Below are 16,222 nucleotides of genomic sequence, written 5' to 3' on the forward strand. Positions count from 1 at the left end.
AGAAGATCCACCAGCCGAACAGGAACACCGTCTTCTTGCGGTGCAGTTCGACAAACTTCGGGTTTCGGGCGATTGCCCCCCAGTCATACTGCCTTTCTGCCATGATAGTTACTCCTTTCGTCGCTAGGTAACAAGAGCCGGGGCGCGGCGTCCCACATCCCGGTATGAATTGAATGTCGGTTTTTCCCTCCTTTCTGTCGTAGTAAAATCTGTCGGAACCACCAGGAATGGCATCGATTGCTGATGGAACTCCGAGGCGTAGAGCACCTGCTTTTTTGTTAACGACTCAGGCGCAGGTCAACTCGGGAGTTCCATGGAATGGAGGGCGAGTATGAAGTGGGCGAAAACCGGTAACGGTCAAAAATGCTGCAAATAAAACAAGTGTATGCTGCAGGTGGTCAACGGTTCGATAACTGTTATGTTCAGCTATTTTAGAAATAAAATGAAGCAAACCAAAGTGTTATCGCAAATTGTACTGATATTGATAATTACTTATGTAAAAATATATAACGCGATTTGATTTATTGCAAGTTTTATTTCGGGTCGAAAGTGAGGGGTGCAGAAAAAAATCGTTCTAGAATGGCACGGGTCGTCTCATGAGGAATTTGATGTATGCATCAATGGTGATTCAGGAGAGAATCAGTGAGGTCTGCGCAGCCCGGTGCTCGGTGGTATCGAAGGGGGGATGATGTCAGGCGGATGGGGATAGGCATCCTGCGGCGGACAGGGGGCTTTCCCAGTGGACGCGGTCTTTGCCTTGCCGTTTGGCCTGGTAGAGGCAATGGTCGGCATGGGCAAGAATCTGGTCGGTGGTGGTGCCGTCGCTAGGGTAGCTGGCAACACCGAGGCTTACGCTGACCGTCTGTACAGCGCTTCTGCCGAGGAGCGGTGTTACTCCCTTACTGATCTTTTCGCGCAGGTTCTCAGCCACCATGAAGGCCCCTTCCAGTCGGGTTTCCGGGAGAACGACGGTAAATTCTTCGCCGCCGTAGCGAAACGAGAAGTCGGCGGCGCGCAGGGAACCGGCCAGGATATTGCCTACCGCTGCCAGAACCTGGTCGCCCTTGGGGTGCCCGTAGGTGTCGTTGAGTTTTTTGAAGTTGTCCACATCGATCATGACGAGGGAGAGTGGCTTCATGTAGCGACGGGCACGGATCAGTTCATGGGGAAAGACCTGCATGAAGTAGCGGTTGTTGTACAGCCCGGTCAGGGCGTCGGTGAGGGCCATCAGCTTAGTCCGGCTGTGGAGGCTCGCATTGTCGATGGCCATGGCGGCAAAGGAGGCGAGGAGTGCAAGAAGGTCAAGCTGCCGATCCTTGAACTGGCGCTCCTTAGTGTCGTAGAGGTACAGAATCCCGACCGGTTTGTTATGGGCTGCCAGCGGGACGCAGACAACGGCCCGGATCCCTTCCCGGCGGAGGATGTCGTCGACCGCTTCGCTGGTGCAGGTTATGTCACTGCGGTAACGGATGCTGAAATCGGACATCGCTTCCTGGGTGAGCCGGTCCCCCTTTCCCTGCAGTGGCCAGCATTCCTGGCGGACCACGTCGCTCGACAAACCGGTGTGAACATGAAGGATCATCCGGTCGCTGCTTTCGTTGTAGACCGCCAGCATGCCGGCCGGCATTCCCGTGAAGCTGCGGGCATTCTCCAGCACTGTCTGGAGAACCTGGTCGATTTCCAGGGTGGAAACGACAGTGCGGGCAACGCCGATGAGGTCGGTGAGATCCTGAATATGGGTTTCGAGCTGTCGCTGCTTTTCTACCATCGGAGGGCGCTCTGCTGGTACTGTTCTGTTGTTGCTCCATCGGGCGGCACATTGGGGAGGATGGCCAGCGTCTCTTCGACGGAGGCGCCGGAAATGAGGAGATGCATGGCGCGGCGACCGAGTTCGGCAATGGTCTCACTGCCGGAGAAAGCGTACGCTTCGGCGAGGATATAGGCTGCAGCACGTGGGTATTTCTGGCGCAGTTCCATGAGTCGAGTCGGCGGCAGACCGCGTTGCTGGTATTCGAGCATGAGGCTTGCCGATTTCTGGCAGGCGGCATAGGTATCTTCAGCGTCGCGCAGTTCCATGAGGCCTGGCAGGTTCTGCCACAAGCTGTGGATCATGGATGAGTTGCTCTGTTCGATTTTTTGTTTGGCCTGGTTCAGGGCAGACTGCCAGGCAGTGGCAGCCTCCTTGATGATGACATGGTTGCTGTGGCCGATGTTCAGGTACCGCTTCGGATCGCAGCCCATCATGCGCAGGTGCTTGGCGGCCAGGGCAGAGAGGGGAGTGAGCTCTTCCAGCGCCACATAGACACTGTTCGACCCTTTGACGATGCAGGCCTTACGGCTTTCCACGTCAACCAGGATCTGATAGTCGCTTTTGGTGAAAATCGGTTTCATGGTGAGCTCTGCCGTTTATGCGGGCCTGTTTCCCGCCCGATGTACTTCTTGATATATCGGCCCCGTGTTGGTGACGGTTAAGCATTTTTTCCGTTATTCGTCAGCACGATGGATGGCAGAATTGCGCAAAATGAAGCAATTGCGCTTGGCTTTCCCGCTGCAGGCTCTTGAGGGGGGCTGGCAATGGCACCCGCACAGATTCAGACCTCTGCGTGTTTGATCCGTTCATGGGGTGGGTGGATTTATGTGCATATGAACAAAATGCTTGACATGGTGGCGCCAGCGCAAGTATTGTGCATATGCAAATAATAAATCCAGGGGAGGTAATACCGATGAAGCTCTGTTTTCCGATCATGAAAAATCAGGGGCTCGATAGTGCCGTTTTCGACCACTTCGGTTCAGCGCCGCTGTATCTGGTCGTTGATTCCGAGTCGGAGCAGTTTTCCGTGCAGGAAAACTGCGACAAGGGGCATGCACACGGTGCCTGCAATCCTGCGCGTGCCGTGCAGGGATTGGGGGTGGACGGCATCGTCGTCGGGGGGATCGGCAGGGGCGCTCTCATGTCGCTCAATCGGGCAGGATACCGGGTGTTTCAGGCAAAGGGGCAACTTGTGCGAGATACCCTGGCAGATCTGAAGACCGCAGCACTGCAGGAATTCTCGCCCGCAAGCGTCTGTGGCGGCCATGCCTCCGGACATGGCGCAGGTCAGGGGCATGGCGGCGGTTGCTGCCACTGAAGCGAAGGGTAACCGATGGCGCGTCCCAGAAAACCACGACAGTGCAGTTGTCCCCACCGGGCAGCCTTTGCAGCGGTATTCAAGCCGGCCGGGACCCCTTTAGGGGAACTGGAAATGGTGGTACTCTACCACGACGAACTGGAAAGTCTCCATCTGTGCGATGGTGAGGGGATGACGCAGGCAGACGCAGGAGCCTGCATGGGGGTGTCACGGGGTACGGTGCAGCGGTTGCTGAGCGAGGCACGGCGAAAGGTTGCCGATGCCCTTGTGCATCAGAAGGCATTGGCGCTGACCCAACGGGAAGTGGCAGTCGATCGGTCTATACCCGATACTGCCACATCCTGAGGGTCAGAGCTGTTGTGTTTGCAGGGAAAACCCGGCCGGTCTTCGTTACTGTCCAAAGGTATAGAATACCGCCAGACCGCCTCCGACCTCGGGGCTGCCATCGCTGAAGCCTTTGGAGAAATAGCCTTCCAGCGAGGTGGTGGTCATGAACTGCCAGGCAAACTTCACCCTTCCCTCGAACGGTGCCGGCGAGCCGTCGGCCGGTGCCGTTGCCCCTTTGGCAAGAACCGCCCCGTAAAAACTGTCGCTGATCTGGTAACCGATGCCACCGTTGTAGTTCAGGTAGTCTTTGGTTGCATAAAGGTCTGACTCTCCCTGGAAGACATAGACCCCTTCCAGGAAAGGCTGCCAGTCACCCAGCCATTTGCTGAGTGCCAGACCGGGGCCTGCGTCGAATTCGCCGGTGCCGAGCCCCTTGTCCCTGTCAGCAGTCGGGAACTTGAGGTACAGGGTGCTGCGTAACCGCGGCAGCAGACCTGCGTCTTCCACCATCACATAGCCTGCGGTGAGGGTAATATCGCCGAGCCCCCCTTGCGAAGAGTCGGGATCGATGGTGCCGGAACCCGATGACTGACTCCCCGGGCCGGAAAGGAAGCGGCCATTCTGGACACCCGCGACCGTGGATGCACCGGCAACTCCGGACCGCCGGTAGGGCATGACGGTGCCATAAACCGTGGCACTGTTGCTTTGATACACATAGGGAATCGTCAGTTCGAGGTCGATCCGGTCAGTGGGGTAATAGTCGACGATCAAGGGTACGGCGAGGAAATCCGTCCGGGTGTCGGTGCCGTAGGTGCCGCTGGCATAATCGAAGCCGGTGCCGACGGAAAAGGGAGCGCCAGCGCCATCCGGTAACGTCCCGGCTTGGGCAGGTACTCCTGCTGTCTCAAAGGCCAGGCAGCAGAACAGCGCAACCAGGGTTACCCTTTTCCATGGAGATGCAATCATGGTCCCTCCGGACAGACATTCCCTGCCTCTGCGAAATTGTAAACGCTCTACCCACCTCATCATTTGCCCTGCCGCATCATCCGCTGGCCATCAGTAGCCGTGCCGGCACCTGCCGGGCTTCCCATGACGCGACGGAACTCCTGGTGTTTCAACATCTCGTGCTTCAATTCCTGGTTCTGCTGCATTTCCTGAGCCATTTCGCGATTGCGGGCCATCTCACGGCGCATCTGCTGATTCTGCATCATTTCCTGCATCATCTCGTGGTTCTGTAGCAGTGTCTGACGCAGCTCGCGGTTTTGCATCATCTGCCGCATGAAGAGCCGATGCTGGAAACACTCGGCACGGAGTTCGCTGTTCCGGAGCATTTCCCTGATCCGCTCCCGGTCCCTGAGCAGTTCCTGGCGCTTGGTCTTGTCCTGGATCTGCTGCCGGAGCTGGAGCCGTTCCTGGCTCATGGTGGTCAGCTGGGTCTGGTCGGCGCTCCAGCCAGTGCCGGCCGACATGAATACGGCCATGATCATTCCCGTTATTACGATTTTGAGTGCCCGCATGGCGTCTGTCCTTTCATTTCCAAGACCGGTTTCCAGCCGCTATCTGCCAACCCTGCCGTTTCGCAATTGCCGCATCTGCATGGGACGTTGACGTTCGGAGGCGCCACCTCCCCATGCGGGCTTACCGGAATCGGCGCGGAGGCGCGACTCGCCTCCGGTGGTGGAATTGCTTAACTGCTGGACAATGAGGTAGGTCTTGCCATCGCGTCCCAGGGCGATGGAGCCTCTGGCGACGATCTCGTCACCGAGTTTGAGGGGAATACCCTTGCTGCGCCAATAATTCTTCGGTCCGAGCACCAGATGAACATATTCGCCATCTTGCTGGAGAACTGCCAGTGCCGGTCCTGTAGTGCCTTCGATGTCGACTCGGGTGAGATGCCCGGTAATGGAGGTGACAGTATTCTGGTCATACCCCGCGGTGAGGTCGAGGCCGCTCTTCTCCCACTCGCTTTCCATGCCGAACCATCCTGCCGTTGCCGGTTGCGGGGAGAGCAGTGCAAGAATGATCAGGGCGAGCAGGATGAATGAGCGGCCTTTTTCCATGGTATCTCCTCGTTAATGCGTGGCTGGTGAGCCGTAGCCTGTCCCGTCCAGGGGCGGTACTACATTGCCGGTACCGTCGCCGGGGCCGAGGCGGCGCGCTGCGCCTTTGTCCGTATCAGTGCTGGTGGTGGTAAGGTCGGTGCTGCTGCCGTCCTTCAGCTGCTGCTTGGTCTGGGTCTTGATCTTTGCCTGGGTCTTCGTTTTCGTCTGGGTCTTCGTCTTTACCTGTGACTTCACCTGGGTCTTGATCTGCTGTCCGCTGCCGCCGACTCCTCCGCTTGCAAAGGCCTCGCAGCTGAACGCCAGGGCACATGCCGCTGCCAGGGTGAATACTGCCAATCTCGCTGTTTTCATGATGTCCTCCATGGGTCGTAAGTGTGGTGCCTCTATTCTACAGCTTCTCACAAATCGTACCAATCAGGGAGGTGCTGCTAACTATACTGAATCGTTGCTCTCTATCGGCCCGGTGCAGGCCTCTTGACGCCAATAATGATGCAGGAATTGCACCTGCAAGAACCGTCTTTGCACCATTGTAACATTATTCGCCGATCAGCCCGTAGCTTTTTAACCGGTACTGCAGGGTCCGCTTGGAGATGCCGAGTTGCTCCGCAGCAAGGCGGCGGTTGTTCCCGCAACTCTGCAGGGCGGCAAGGATGGTTTCGCGTTCGATCTCGTCGAGGACGTTCCCCGGCACCTGTTTCTGCCGCTGCTGCTGCAGCGACTCCGGCAGGTCGGCGGGTTGCAGTATGCCGCGGCCGAGGATGACGGCACGTTCCATGATATTCTGCAACTCACGGATGTTTCCCGGCCAGGGGTAGCTCTTGAGAACGGCAGCCGTATCCCGCGCGATGCCGGTTACCTGCTTGCCGGTGAGCCGGGCAAAGCGGCGGATGAAATAATCGACCAGGGCCGGCAGGACATCGGTTCTCTCCCGCAGGGGGGGGAGCGTCAAGGGAAACACATTGAGCCGGTAAAAGAGGTCTTCCCGGAACTGCCGAAGCTGGACCTCTTCTGCGAGGTTGCGGTTCGTCGCGACGATGATCCGCACATCAGTGCGGATCTCCTTGCTCCCCCCAACCCGCTCGAACGCTCTCTCCTGGATGACGCGCAGCAGCTTGGCCTGGAGGGTAAAGGGGAGCTCTCCGATCTCGTCGAGGAAGAGCGTGCCGCCGTTGGCCAGCTCGAACTTCCCCCGTCGGGCCTGTACCGCACCGGTAAAGGCACCCCGCTCGTGGCCGAACAGCTCGCTTTCCAGAAGATTTTCCGGAATGGCGGCGCAGTTGACCGCCACGAAACTGTGTTCGCGACGGGGGCTCAGCAGGTGGATGGAACGGGCCACCAGCTCTTTGCCGGTGCCGCTTTCCCCCTGGATCAGCACGGTGGCCTGGGTTGGGGCTACTTCTCCCACCAGGCGGCGGACTTCCCCCATTGCCACACCCGCAAAAATCAACTCCTCCGGCGGCAGCCCGGCTGCCTCGGTTTCTTTCAGCGCCAGATAATCGCGCTCGCGACGGGTTGCTTCCAGAGCCTTCCTCACCACCGCCCGCAGCGTGTCGGGGTCCTTGAGCGGCTTGGTGAGGAAGTCGAACACCCCCTCCTTGACCGACGTCACTGCCTCCTCGATGGTGCCAAAGGCGGTGATCAGGATGAACGGGGGGGGCGTCGCATCCGTGCGGATGGTACGAAACAGGTCGAGTCCGCTCATCCCGGTCATCTTGAGATCGGAGATCACCAGGTCGAAGTTCTCCCGTTTCAGCACGGACAGTGCCTCTTCGGCAGACGTTGTCTCGCGGGGGTCATGTCCTTCCCCGGCCAGAATCGTCCGGAGAAGACCACGAAAGGTGGTGTCATCCTCCACGATCAGAATGCGTGCGCCCATCTTGGTTCCTTTCCCATCCGTCACGAAGCTGACGGTAGTACCACCCTGAAGGTGCTCCCCTCACCTTGTGTGCTCTCCACGTAGATGGTTCCCCCCATCTCTTCGGCAAATTTGCGGCAGATGGCGAGGCCCAGGCCGCTGCCGCGCGCCCGGGTAGTGAAAAACGGTTCGAAGATCCGTTTCAGTTCATCCGGAGAGATGCCGTGACCGGTGTCGGTTACGGCTATTTCCGCATGCCTGCCGCGACGGCGGGCATGCACCGAAAGGCGGCCCCCTTCGGGCATGGCCTGCAGTGCGTTCTGCAGAAGGTTGAGCAAGATCTGCTCCAGCCGGTCACGGTCCCCGTTGACCGTCAGATCGCTGCTGTTGCCGTACTCGATGGAGACACCCTGGAGGGCAGCGGTCCTCTCCAGCAGCCCGACGCAGTGGGACAGCAGCTCGGACAACGCAACAGGCTCAAGGATCAGCGGCTCCTGTCGCGCATAGGCCAAAAGGTCGTTCACCAGCCCTTCCAGACGTTGGGCCTCGGTGACGATCAGGTTGGTGAAGGTCTTTTCTTCGTCCCCCTCAAGCTGTTCACCCAACAGCTGCGCGTATCCCTTGATTCCCGAAAGCGGATTGCGCACCTCGTGGGCCAGTATTGCTCCCATGGTGCCCAGTTGTGCCAGGCGTTCCCGGTTGGCCATCTCCTGGCGGTGCAGGCTCGCTCGCCGTGCCGCCCGATAGAGAAAGATGCCCATCACCCAGCCGGTGACCAGCAGGCTTATTACCACGACGATCCCCATCTTTGCCCGACGGACCATGGCATCGGCCCGGTAGGCATGGAGGGCGAGACGGAGTGCCAGGACCTTTCCTCCCAGATGCAGGGGGGTGGTGAGTTCGTAGACCTCCTCGCCGGTGCCGAGGAATACGCGGCTTTCCATGAAGCCATCGTCGACGAAGACCGGCAGAAAGCGCTGGTCTTCCACCACGCTGCCGACCAGGTCGGGGTTGGTATGGAAGAGCCGGGTGCCGTCCCGGTCGAGGATGGTGAAATAGGCGACGTCTCTGCTGTGCAGGCGGCGCAGGATGGCGAGCGAGGGGTCGCGGCTGGCCAGCGATTCGATGGCGGAGGTCAGGGAAAGACCGAGCCCACGCAGGCTTTCAGCCGCAACGGGAGTGGCCGTCCGGTAATTGTGGACAGCGAAAGCCGACAGCAGCAGCGAGAGGAGCACTCCTGCGGCTATCAACCAGATCATGAGCATTTTGTTGCGGATGATCTGCAGCCAGTCATTGATCGGTTGCGTCATGGCAGTACACGTGAGGTCATCTGGTCGTTCCGTCTCCTCAGCTCGTCCTGCGATCCAGTGTCCGGTACTGGATCGCCTCGGAGAGGTGCTGCTCGCGGATCTGTTCGGACCCTTCGAGATCGGCGATGGTCCGGGCCACCTTGAGGATCCTGGTGTAGCTGCGGGCAGAGAGTCCCAGTCGGTCGGTGACCAGCTCCAGCAGGCGATGGCCGGCTGCGTCGGGTTCGCAGTGCTTCTTGATGAACCGCGGCGGCATCTGGGCGTTACAGTGGACTCTGGTGTTGCGGAATCGCTCCTGCTGGAGCGAACGGCACTGTTCCACCCGGCGTCCGATGGCGGTCGAGCCCTCGCCTTCGCTCCGGTCGGCCAATTCCCGGTACTTGACCGCCGGTACCTCGATATGCAGGTCGATCCGGTCCAGGAGCGGCCCGGAGATGCGGGAGCGGTAGCGCTGGATCATGATCGGGGTGCAGGAGCAGGGGTGCTGCGGATCGCCCAGATATCCGCAGGGGCAGGGGTTCAGCGCCGCCACCAGCATGAAGCGGGACGGGTAGGTGATGGAGGTGAGTGCCCGAGAGATGGTGACCCGGCCATCCTCCAGCGGCTGGCGCAGGACCTCCAGGACATGCTTCTTGAACTCGGGGAGTTCGTCCAGGAACAGCACCCCGTTGTGTGACAGGCTCACCTCACCCGGCCTGGGGGAATTGCCGCCGCCGATCAGGCCGATATCCGAAATCGTGTGGTGGGGCGAACGGAACGGGCGTTGGGCTATCAGCGCCGTCTCCCGTTCCAGAAGACCCATGACGCTGTAGACCTTGGTGGTCTCGATGGCCTCCTCAAAGGACATGGGAGGGAGGATACTCGGGATGCGGCGGGCGAGCATGGTCTTGCCGGAGCCGGGCGGTCCGATCATGATGATGTTGTGCCCACCTGCGGCTGCCACCTCGATGGCCCGCTTGGCGTGCTCCTGCCCCTTGACCTCGGCAAAGTCCTCGCCATAGCCTTCGGGCATGCCGAAGAGCCCTGCCACGTCCACCCGGCTGGGGGGGATCTCCCTGGTGCGGTTCAAAAACTCCACCACCTCGGCCAGTTCACCGACGCCGATCACCTCGACCCCTTCCACCACCGCTGCCTCTCCGGCATTGTCAATGGGGAGGATGATGCCGGCAAGCCCTGCCTCGCGCGCGGCCACCGCCACGGAGAGCGACCCGCGCACCGGCTTCACCCGGCCGTCCAGGGAGAGTTCTCCCAAAAGGAGATACTCCTTGAGCCGGTCGGGTTTCACGGTGCCGGTGGCAGCCAGGATTCCGACGGAGATCGGCAGGTCAAAGGCGGTCCCTTCCTTGCGGAGGTCTGCCGGAGCCAGGTTGACGGTGATCCGCCGGCTCGGGTATTCATAGCCGGCATTCTTCAGCGCCGATTTGACCCGGTCCTTGCTCTCCTTGACCGCCCCGTCCGGCAGTCCGACGGTGGCAAACTGGGGGAGCCCCTGGGCGATATCCACCTCCACGTCCACCAGGATGGCATCGATCCCCAGGACCGCGCTGCTCAGGACTTTTGCAAGCATGGCCAAGTCCCCCGGTGCTGTCGGTCTGCTGTAAGTGGCGTTTTCAACCTCACCCCTTCTTGTGGGGGTAGGAATCGACGATCTCCTTGAGCTGTTGCGTGGCAGAAAGGAGCGATGCGATGGTGCTGTCCAGCTGCTGGAGGTCGTCGGAGCTGAGCTGCGTGGCGATGGTGCGCACTTCGGCAATTTTGAGATCCAGCGTTTCGTTGACCCAGTGGGTTTCCAGATGCGTCATGTTTGCCTCCTTGCGTGATGTTTGTGCCGATGATCAGCGTTTGAGTGTGTCCAGGTAGCGATCGGCATCCAGTGCGGCCATGCAGCCGGTGCCGGCCGAGGTGATCGCCTGTTTGTAGATCTCGTCCTGGACGTCTCCCGCGGCAAAGACTCCGGGGACGCTCGTTGCCGTGACATTCCCCTCGTTGCCGCACAGGGTGCGGATGTAGCCGTTTTCCATCTCAAGCTGCCCTTCAAAGAGCTGGGTGTTGGGTGAATGCCCGATGGCGATGAAGCAGCCATGCACCGGGATATCCTTGGTCGAGCCGCTGGTATGGCGGATCCGGATGCCGGTGACCCCACTCTCGTCTCCCAGAACCTCGTCCAGGACGTGATGCCACTCGATGGTGACATTGCCCCCTTTGGTCTTCTCGATGAGGCGGTCGGCAAGGATCTTTTCCGCGCGGAACTTGTCGCGGCGATGGATGACCGTGACGTGGCTGGCAATGTTGGCGAGGTAGAGCGCCTCCTCCACAGCAGTGTTGCCGCCGCCGATCACGGCGACCGGTTTTCCCCGGTAAAAGAAGCCGTCGCAGGTGGCGCAGGCCGAGACCCCTTTCCCCTTGAACCGGTCCTCGGACGGAAGCCCCAGGTATCTGGCCGAGGCGCCTGTGGCGATAATCAGGGCGTCGCAGGTATATTCGCCGGCATCGCCCGTAAGGACGAAGGGGCGCTGTGAAAGGTCGGCCTTGTTGATCTGGTCGAGGAGAAAGGTGGTGTTGAACCGTTCGGCATGCAGGCGCATCCGCTCCATCAATTCCGGGCCCAGCACGCCATTGGGATCGCCGGGCCAGTTGTCGACCTCGGTGGTGGTCATCAGCTGTCCACCCTGCTGGAGACCTGTGAGTAGCGCCGGTTGCAGGTTGGCGCGGGCTGCATATATGGCTGCAGTGTATCCAGCAGGGCCTGAGCCGAGGATCAGGAGCCGGTGGTGTGACGACATGGCAAACCTCCTGAAAGGATTCTCATTCTGTTCAAACTACATACCAGTGAATCCGCGAAAATGCAAGCGGACGAGACGAGAGCGCCATTGACCGCCTGCCAGGGCTCTGATACACTTCTTCTATGACGACATTTACTCTTGAGGAGGCCTTATGAAGCGGTTTTCCCTGATCATGATCGCTGCAATCGCATTGATGACGGGCGTTGCCGAAGCTGCGGACATAGGTTTTATTTCACCAATTGCCCAAAGCACCTTTCGCAGCTTGAGCAAAGAGGCGGGCATGGGGTTGGCCTATCGCTATGCGGCTCCACCGGAATCGCTCGGGATAACCGGTTTCGATGCCGGGGTGGGGGTGAGCCTTATCGACGTCGGCAGCTCCTACTGGAGCAACGCATTCAAGGGGCATTCCGCTCCCGATTACATCACCCTGCCGACCCTGCGCCTGCGCAAGGGGCTTCCCTTCGGGATCGACGTGGGGGCCATGTATGCCGATGTCTCCAACACCAACATCAGGCTCTACGGTGCCGAGATCAGCAAGGAGCTGCTTGAAGAGGGGACGGTTTCACCGGCGCTTTCGCTTCGTGCCAGCTATACCAAGCTGGATGGGGTCGACGACCTGGACATCCAGACCGTCGGGATCGACGCTGCCATCGGCAAAAGTCTGCTCATCGTCACACCCTACCTGGGTGGAGGGATGGTCTGGATCGACAGCCGTGTGAGCGGCAACCTGAAGACACTCGCGCCGACGCTGGAGAATGAAAGGATCTGGCAGCCCCGTCTTTTTGCAGGCCTGGAAGTGAAGCCGCTGCCGATGGTCAGGCTTCTCGGCGAGGTGGAATACGCCCTGCGGCCTATTTACACCCTGAAAGTGGCCATAGGGTTCTAGGAGGCGCATTCACGCACGACCATGCATGCCGACAGCCATTTTGACAACAGTATTGCAGGGCGGTTCTCCTATGCCATCGCCCTGACCGCTCTGACCCTTCTGGCCGAGGTGATCGGCGGGATCTGGACCAACTCCCTGGCTCTGCTTTCCGATGCGGCCCATGTCTTCCTCGACCTGTTCGCCCTGATCCTCTCCCTGGGGGCCATCCGCCTGGCAGCCGTCCCCGCTTCGGACACCCGGACCTTCGGCTGGCACCGGACCGAGGTCTTTGCCTCGTTCATCAATGGGGTCACGGTCTTCCTGATGGCAGCGGGGATCTTCTATGAGGCGGTCCTCCGCTTCATGCACCCCGAGGAGGTGAAGAGCCTCCCCATGTTTGTCATCGCGCTCATCGGCCTGGTGATGAACCTGGTGGCTGCCGGTGCCCTGCACCAGCATTCCCATGACGATCTCAACGTGCGCAGCGCCTTCCTCCACGTCATCGGCGATGCCGCCGCATCGGTGGGGGTCATCATCGGCGGTCTGGTCATGTACTTTACCGACTGGTACCAGCTGGATGCCTGCATTTCGGCGGTGATCGGCTGTATCATCTTCTGGGGATCGTGGCGGGTGATCCGGGAGTCGGTCCATATCCTGCTGGAGGGTGTGCCGCGGGGGATGAGCACTACCGAGGTAAGCGAATCGATCCGCGGGATCGAAGGGGTGAACGACGTCCATCACCTGAATATCTGGACCATCTGCTCCCATATCCTGGCGCTTTCGGCCCATGTCGACGTCAAGCCGGAATTCAAGGGGGAGCAGGCCGGGGTCCTGCGTCACATCGAGGAACTCCTCTTCGACCGGTTCCATATCTCCCACACCACCCTGCAGGTGGAGTGTACCCGGTGCATCGAGGGCCCGATCATCAAGGATATCCGCCATCGTCCGCGTTCCAGTTCCCGTCAGCAGTACAGTCACACCCATGGGCACGGGCACCAGCATCATCCCGGTGGTTGCGACCACGAGCACTGAACAGATGCGCACGTGGCAGGCACACGCCTGCCATATGTCGATAACGGAGCAGTATGGATCTCACCAGTCTCATCCATGAAGCCGAAGATCGCCTGAAGAAGCGGGTACGGCGCACCGAGATGATCCCGTCGCACCATTTCAGCGAAAAACTGGGGGTGCCGATCTGGTTCAAATGCGAGAACCTGCAGAGGACCGGTGCCTTCAAGATCCGCGGTGCCCTGAATTTCATGACCTCTCAGCCTCGGGAAGCCCTTGTCCGCGGCGTCATCACGGCTTCGGCGGGCAATCACGCCCAGGGGGTCGCCTTTTCCGCCGATCTCCTCGGGGTGAAGGCCACCGTCTACATGCCCGAGAGCACGCCGCCGCAAAAGGTCTTTGCCACCCGCGACTACGGCGCCGAGGTCGTCCTCACCGGCCGGACCTTCGACGAGGCCTATGCCGCGGCAGTGGAGGCCGGCGCTGCCAGTGGCGCGCTCTTCGTCCATCCTTTCGACGACCCTCTGGTCATTGCGGGGCAGGGTACCATCGGCAAAGAGATCCTCGAGGATCTGGCCGATGTGTCAACGGTGCTGGTTCCCATCGGCGGCGGCGGGTTGATCAGCGGGATCGCCACCGCCATCAAGGAGACCCATCCCCATGTCCGGATTATCGGGGTCGAGTCGGCCGCTGCCCCTTCCATGCATTTTTCCCTGCAGAAAGGGCGGATCCTGGCGGCTCCGGTGCATGTCAGCCTGGCCGACGGCATAGCCGTGAAGCGGGTGGGGAAGCGTACCTTTCCCATTGTGCGGGATCTGGTGGACGAAGTGGTGCTGGTGGAGGAGGAAGAGATCGCCCTGGCCATCGTGGCACTGTTGGAGCGGACCAAGCTGTTGGTGGAAGGGGCCGGTGCGGTGCCGCTGGCAGCGCTGTTGGGGGGGAAGGTGGCGAATCTGTCCGGCAAGACGGTCTGCGTCCTGTCCGGCGGCAACATCGACGTCAAGACCATCTCGGTGGTGGTGGAGCGGGGGCTTTTGGCCGCCGGCCGCTACCTGAAGCTGAAGGTCGAGCTGGACGACCTGCCCGGTGCCCTGGCCCGGCTCACCGCGGAGATTGCCCTGGTGCGGGCCAATATCTCCATCATCACCCACGACCGCCGTTCCAAGTCGCTTCCCATCGGCAAGACCGAGGTGCTCCTGGAGCTGGAAACCAGGGGCTACGAGCATATCGCGGATGTCATCAATCACCTGAAGGGGGTTGGTTACGAAGTAAACGTCCTCAAGTAGTGCCCATCCGGAAACCAAGTTGCCTTTGCGTCCTATTCCACCTTGACCAACCGTGTCGTTACCGCTTCCTTTGTCACCCTGACCAGCACGAAATGATGGACCGGCTCGCCGGGGAACTTGTCCCGGCCGTGCAGAGAGGCGCCGGCACCGCCGGTGACCACCATGGGATACCCGCGGCTGTTATCCCGCGCGTACTGGTGCACATGGGAAAAGAATGCCGTGGTGGGACGATGGATGGAGAGCATGGCCAGGAGTTCGGGCATGCCGCTCGTGAAGGTGAACCAGTTCCAGGTGGTCGAGTAGGGGGGGATGTGCATGGCAATGAATCGATAGCGACGGGACGAGGCAACGGCGCTTTTCAGGAAGTCCCGTGCCGGTTCCGACAGATCGAATTCGCTGTTGTCCACCGCTGCAAGTACGAAATTCAGGTGCGGTAGATCGAGGCGGAACAGCTGCGGGCCGATCATCTCCCTGAAGAGCTGCGGGTCTCGCTCATGATTGCCGCGCACCACGAACACCGGGATATTCGCCGCCTCCTGGGCAAGGGCGGTGAGAAAACGGGTGAATTCGGTACGGGTGCCACCGTCGGTAACATCGCCGTTGTGCAGGATGAAGAGGGGCTTGAAGGCGCACGATTGCCGCAGCACCTTTCGCAGCATCCGGATGTTTTCCTGGGAATCGCCCATAACCACGAAGGAGAAGTCCGCCGGATCGGCTGTTTTTGCGGTATGGGCGAGGAGTTCCAGCGAACGCTCGTGGAGTGTGGAGGCATCTGCCGGCGCAGCGACGGCTGCCATGAGCATGCACCAGATCAGGGTGCAGGCAAGGAGTGGTCGGCATCTCAGCATTAAGGTCTGCATGGGTGGATCCTCTGTGCCGGTTCAAAACCCGAGACGGTGCAGGTACTCCCTGGTGAGCGGTGCTGTATCCTGGTCGGGAAGGGCCATGAAGCGGTGCAGTTCGTCAACCGTATCGAGATCGAAATCGCCGGGGAGCAGGGTGGACCGCAGCCCGGCGGCCGCTGCCCGCGCCAGGCTCTCTTCGAGAACTGTGGCGCTGCTCCAGGGGATTGCCCGGAACAGTTCCGGGTGCTGCTGTTTCATGGCCAGCAGGTAGTAGCCGCCGTCATCGCTGGGGCCAAAGACCAGATCTGTCTCTCCCTTGGCCAGCAGACTGAATGCTGCGACGACCCGCGCGGTTGCCAGGTGCGGGGTGTCGGTACCGATTACGGCAATGGATGAAAAACCATTGCCGAATGCCTCGCCAAAGGCGCTCTGCAAACGTTCTCCCAGCCCTTCACCCTGTTGCCGCACCAGGCGCACCTCCGGGGCCAGCTCCCGGAAATGCTTCTCCTGTGCGCCTCCGTCATAGCAGAGGATCCGCGTAATGCCTGCCAGCGATCTGGTGGCGGCCAGAGTGTCCAGGAGCATGCATCGATAGAGGTTTGCCGCTTCTTCGGCGGTCAGCGGGGGCGAAAGACGGGTCTTTACCGCACCGGGAACCGGCCATTTGGCGAATATCAACAGTGCCGACAAAACGTTAGAAACCATTTATTATGCATTCTGGGGGATAGACGGCTTCTGGTGGTCAAAACATG

At 60.2% G+C, this 16,222-nt stretch carries 19 protein-coding genes; 5 read left to right on the forward strand and 14 right to left on the reverse strand.

The window, feature by feature from the left end; genetic code table 11:
• From GJT30_18105 to GJT30_18115, 3 genes are all read right to left on the reverse strand, one after another.
• Positions 1-103 (reverse strand): DUF485 domain-containing protein (locus GJT30_18105; protein ID MSM41532.1); only part of this gene is annotated, 103 nt, incomplete at its 3' end.
• A 588-nt stretch (positions 104-691) separates the two neighbouring features.
• On the reverse strand, positions 692-1,768 hold the full coding sequence (locus GJT30_18110) for a diguanylate cyclase (protein ID MSM41533.1): 1,077 nt from the start codon (positions 1,766-1,768) through the stop codon (positions 692-694).
• Positions 1,762-2,391 carry a hypothetical protein gene (locus GJT30_18115; GenBank protein MSM41534.1) on the reverse strand — a complete coding sequence of 210 codons (630 nt, stop codon included), beginning with the start codon at positions 2,389-2,391 and terminating at the stop codon, positions 1,762-1,764. The genes GJT30_18110 and GJT30_18115 overlap by 7 nt, the downstream gene beginning before the upstream one ends.
• 332 nt (positions 2,392-2,723) lie before the next feature.
• Here GJT30_18115 and GJT30_18120 point away from each other — a divergent pair, with 332 nt between their 5' ends.
• Positions 2,724-3,128: a diguanylate cyclase gene (locus GJT30_18120; protein MSM41535.1), complete on the forward strand. Its 405-nt coding sequence runs from the start codon at positions 2,724-2,726 to the stop codon at positions 3,126-3,128.
• 15 nt (positions 3,129-3,143) lie between these two features.
• Entirely contained in the window at positions 3,144-3,473 is a 330-nt protein-coding gene (locus tag GJT30_18125; GenBank protein ID MSM41536.1) for a DUF134 domain-containing protein, read from the forward strand.
• 45 nt (positions 3,474-3,518) lie between these two features.
• On the opposite strand, the gene GJT30_18130 is transcribed toward GJT30_18125, so the two are convergent.
• The 9 genes from GJT30_18130 to trxB all read right to left on the reverse strand — a co-directional run bounded on the left by GJT30_18130 (position 3,519) and on the right by trxB (position 11,466).
• Positions 3,519-4,484 (reverse strand): hypothetical protein, encoded by a 966-nt coding sequence (locus GJT30_18130; protein MSM41537.1) that lies wholly within the window; start codon positions 4,482-4,484, stop codon positions 3,519-3,521.
• Positions 4,481-4,972 (reverse strand): hypothetical protein, encoded by a 492-nt coding sequence (locus tag GJT30_18135; GenBank protein ID MSM41538.1) that lies wholly within the window; start codon positions 4,970-4,972, stop codon positions 4,481-4,483. Before GJT30_18135 ends, GJT30_18130 begins: the two co-directional genes overlap by 4 nt.
• Before the next feature lie 39 nt (positions 4,973-5,011).
• Positions 5,012-5,515 carry a hypothetical protein gene (locus tag GJT30_18140; GenBank protein ID MSM41539.1) on the reverse strand — a complete coding sequence of 168 codons (504 nt, stop codon included), beginning with the start codon at positions 5,513-5,515 and terminating at the stop codon, positions 5,012-5,014.
• Positions 5,516-5,527: 12 nt separating this feature from the next.
• Complete coding sequence (locus GJT30_18145; protein ID MSM41540.1) at positions 5,528-5,869, reverse strand: hypothetical protein; 342 nt, start codon at positions 5,867-5,869, stop codon at positions 5,528-5,530.
• 184 nt (positions 5,870-6,053) lie between these two features.
• Entirely contained in the window at positions 6,054-7,394 is a 1,341-nt protein-coding gene (locus GJT30_18150) for a response regulator (protein MSM41541.1), read from the reverse strand.
• 20 nt (positions 7,395-7,414) lie between these two features.
• Complete coding sequence (locus tag GJT30_18155; GenBank protein MSM41542.1) at positions 7,415-8,650, reverse strand: histidine kinase; 1,236 nt, start codon at positions 8,648-8,650, stop codon at positions 7,415-7,417.
• A 70-nt stretch (positions 8,651-8,720) separates the two neighbouring features.
• On the reverse strand, positions 8,721-10,250 hold the full coding sequence (locus tag GJT30_18160) for a YifB family Mg chelatase-like AAA ATPase (protein MSM41543.1): 1,530 nt from the start codon (positions 10,248-10,250) through the stop codon (positions 8,721-8,723).
• Between the two features lie 49 nt (positions 10,251-10,299).
• Positions 10,300-10,485, reverse strand: a complete 186-nt coding sequence (locus GJT30_18165) for a hypothetical protein (protein ID MSM41544.1) — start codon at positions 10,483-10,485, stop codon at positions 10,300-10,302.
• Between the two features lie 33 nt (positions 10,486-10,518).
• On the reverse strand, positions 10,519-11,466 hold the full coding sequence (gene trxB, locus GJT30_18170) for a thioredoxin-disulfide reductase (protein ID MSM41545.1): 948 nt from the start codon (positions 11,464-11,466) through the stop codon (positions 10,519-10,521).
• A gap of 151 nt (positions 11,467-11,617) precedes the next feature.
• On the opposite strand from trxB, the gene GJT30_18175 reads away from it, so the two are divergent.
• From GJT30_18175 to GJT30_18185, 3 genes are read left to right on the forward strand one after another with little or no spacing between them, the layout of a single operon-like run.
• Positions 11,618-12,352, forward strand: a complete 735-nt coding sequence (locus tag GJT30_18175) for a hypothetical protein (GenBank protein MSM41546.1) — start codon at positions 11,618-11,620, stop codon at positions 12,350-12,352.
• Positions 12,353-12,373: 21 nt separating this feature from the next.
• Complete coding sequence (locus GJT30_18180; GenBank protein ID MSM41547.1) at positions 12,374-13,363, forward strand: cation diffusion facilitator family transporter; 990 nt, start codon at positions 12,374-12,376, stop codon at positions 13,361-13,363.
• A 53-nt stretch (positions 13,364-13,416) separates the two neighbouring features.
• Positions 13,417-14,625: a threonine ammonia-lyase gene (locus GJT30_18185; protein MSM41548.1), complete on the forward strand. Its 1,209-nt coding sequence runs from the start codon at positions 13,417-13,419 to the stop codon at positions 14,623-14,625.
• A gap of 32 nt (positions 14,626-14,657) precedes the next feature.
• Here the strand turns inward: GJT30_18185 and GJT30_18190 are convergent, their stop codons facing one another.
• Positions 14,658-15,485, reverse strand: coding sequence for a phosphoesterase (locus tag GJT30_18190; protein MSM41549.1), 828 nt, complete (start codon positions 15,483-15,485; stop codon positions 14,658-14,660).
• 21 nt (positions 15,486-15,506) lie between these two features.
• A complete protein-coding gene (locus tag GJT30_18195) occupies positions 15,507-16,175 on the reverse strand; it encodes a DUF2064 domain-containing protein (protein ID MSM41550.1) in 669 nt (222 codons plus the stop codon).
• Positions 16,176-16,222 lie beyond the last annotated feature (47 nt).

It is taken from the genome of Geobacter sp., assembly GCA_009684525.1.
Taxonomy (GTDB): Bacteria; Desulfobacterota; Desulfuromonadia; order Geobacterales; family DSM-12255; genus Geoanaerobacter.

Coding starts and splice junctions, on each gene's coding strand:
- GJT30_18110 (MSM41533.1), bottom strand. CDS start 1,768: ATGGTAGAAAAGCAGCGACAGCTCGAAACCCATATTCAGGATCTCACC.
- GJT30_18195 (MSM41550.1), bottom strand. CDS start 16,175: ATGGTTTCTAACGTTTTGTCGGCACTGTTGATATTCGCCAAATGGCCG.
- GJT30_18145 (MSM41540.1), bottom strand. CDS start 5,869: ATGAAAACAGCGAGATTGGCAGTATTCACCCTGGCAGCGGCATGTGCC.
- GJT30_18115 (MSM41534.1), bottom strand. CDS start 2,391: ATGAAACCGATTTTCACCAAAAGCGACTATCAGATCCTGGTTGACGTG.
- GJT30_18180 (MSM41547.1), top strand. CDS start 12,374: ATGCATGCCGACAGCCATTTTGACAACAGTATTGCAGGGCGGTTCTCC.
- GJT30_18135 (MSM41538.1), bottom strand. CDS start 4,972: ATGCGGGCACTCAAAATCGTAATAACGGGAATGATCATGGCCGTATTC.
- GJT30_18160 (MSM41543.1), bottom strand. CDS start 10,250: ATGCTTGCAAAAGTCCTGAGCAGCGCGGTCCTGGGGATCGATGCCATC.
- trxB (MSM41545.1), bottom strand. CDS start 11,466: ATGTCGTCACACCACCGGCTCCTGATCCTCGGCTCAGGCCCTGCTGGA.
- GJT30_18130 (MSM41537.1), bottom strand. CDS start 4,484: ATGATGAGGTGGGTAGAGCGTTTACAATTTCGCAGAGGCAGGGAATGT.
- GJT30_18165 (MSM41544.1), bottom strand. CDS start 10,485: ATGACGCATCTGGAAACCCACTGGGTCAACGAAACGCTGGATCTCAAA.
- GJT30_18175 (MSM41546.1), top strand. CDS start 11,618: ATGAAGCGGTTTTCCCTGATCATGATCGCTGCAATCGCATTGATGACG.
- GJT30_18150 (MSM41541.1), bottom strand. CDS start 7,394: ATGGGCGCACGCATTCTGATCGTGGAGGATGACACCACCTTTCGTGGT.
- GJT30_18140 (MSM41539.1), bottom strand. CDS start 5,515: ATGGAAAAAGGCCGCTCATTCATCCTGCTCGCCCTGATCATTCTTGCA.
- GJT30_18120 (MSM41535.1), top strand. CDS start 2,724: ATGAAGCTCTGTTTTCCGATCATGAAAAATCAGGGGCTCGATAGTGCC.
- GJT30_18190 (MSM41549.1), bottom strand. CDS start 15,485: ATGCAGACCTTAATGCTGAGATGCCGACCACTCCTTGCCTGCACCCTG.
- GJT30_18125 (MSM41536.1), top strand. CDS start 3,144: ATGGCGCGTCCCAGAAAACCACGACAGTGCAGTTGTCCCCACCGGGCA.
- GJT30_18185 (MSM41548.1), top strand. CDS start 13,417: ATGGATCTCACCAGTCTCATCCATGAAGCCGAAGATCGCCTGAAGAAG.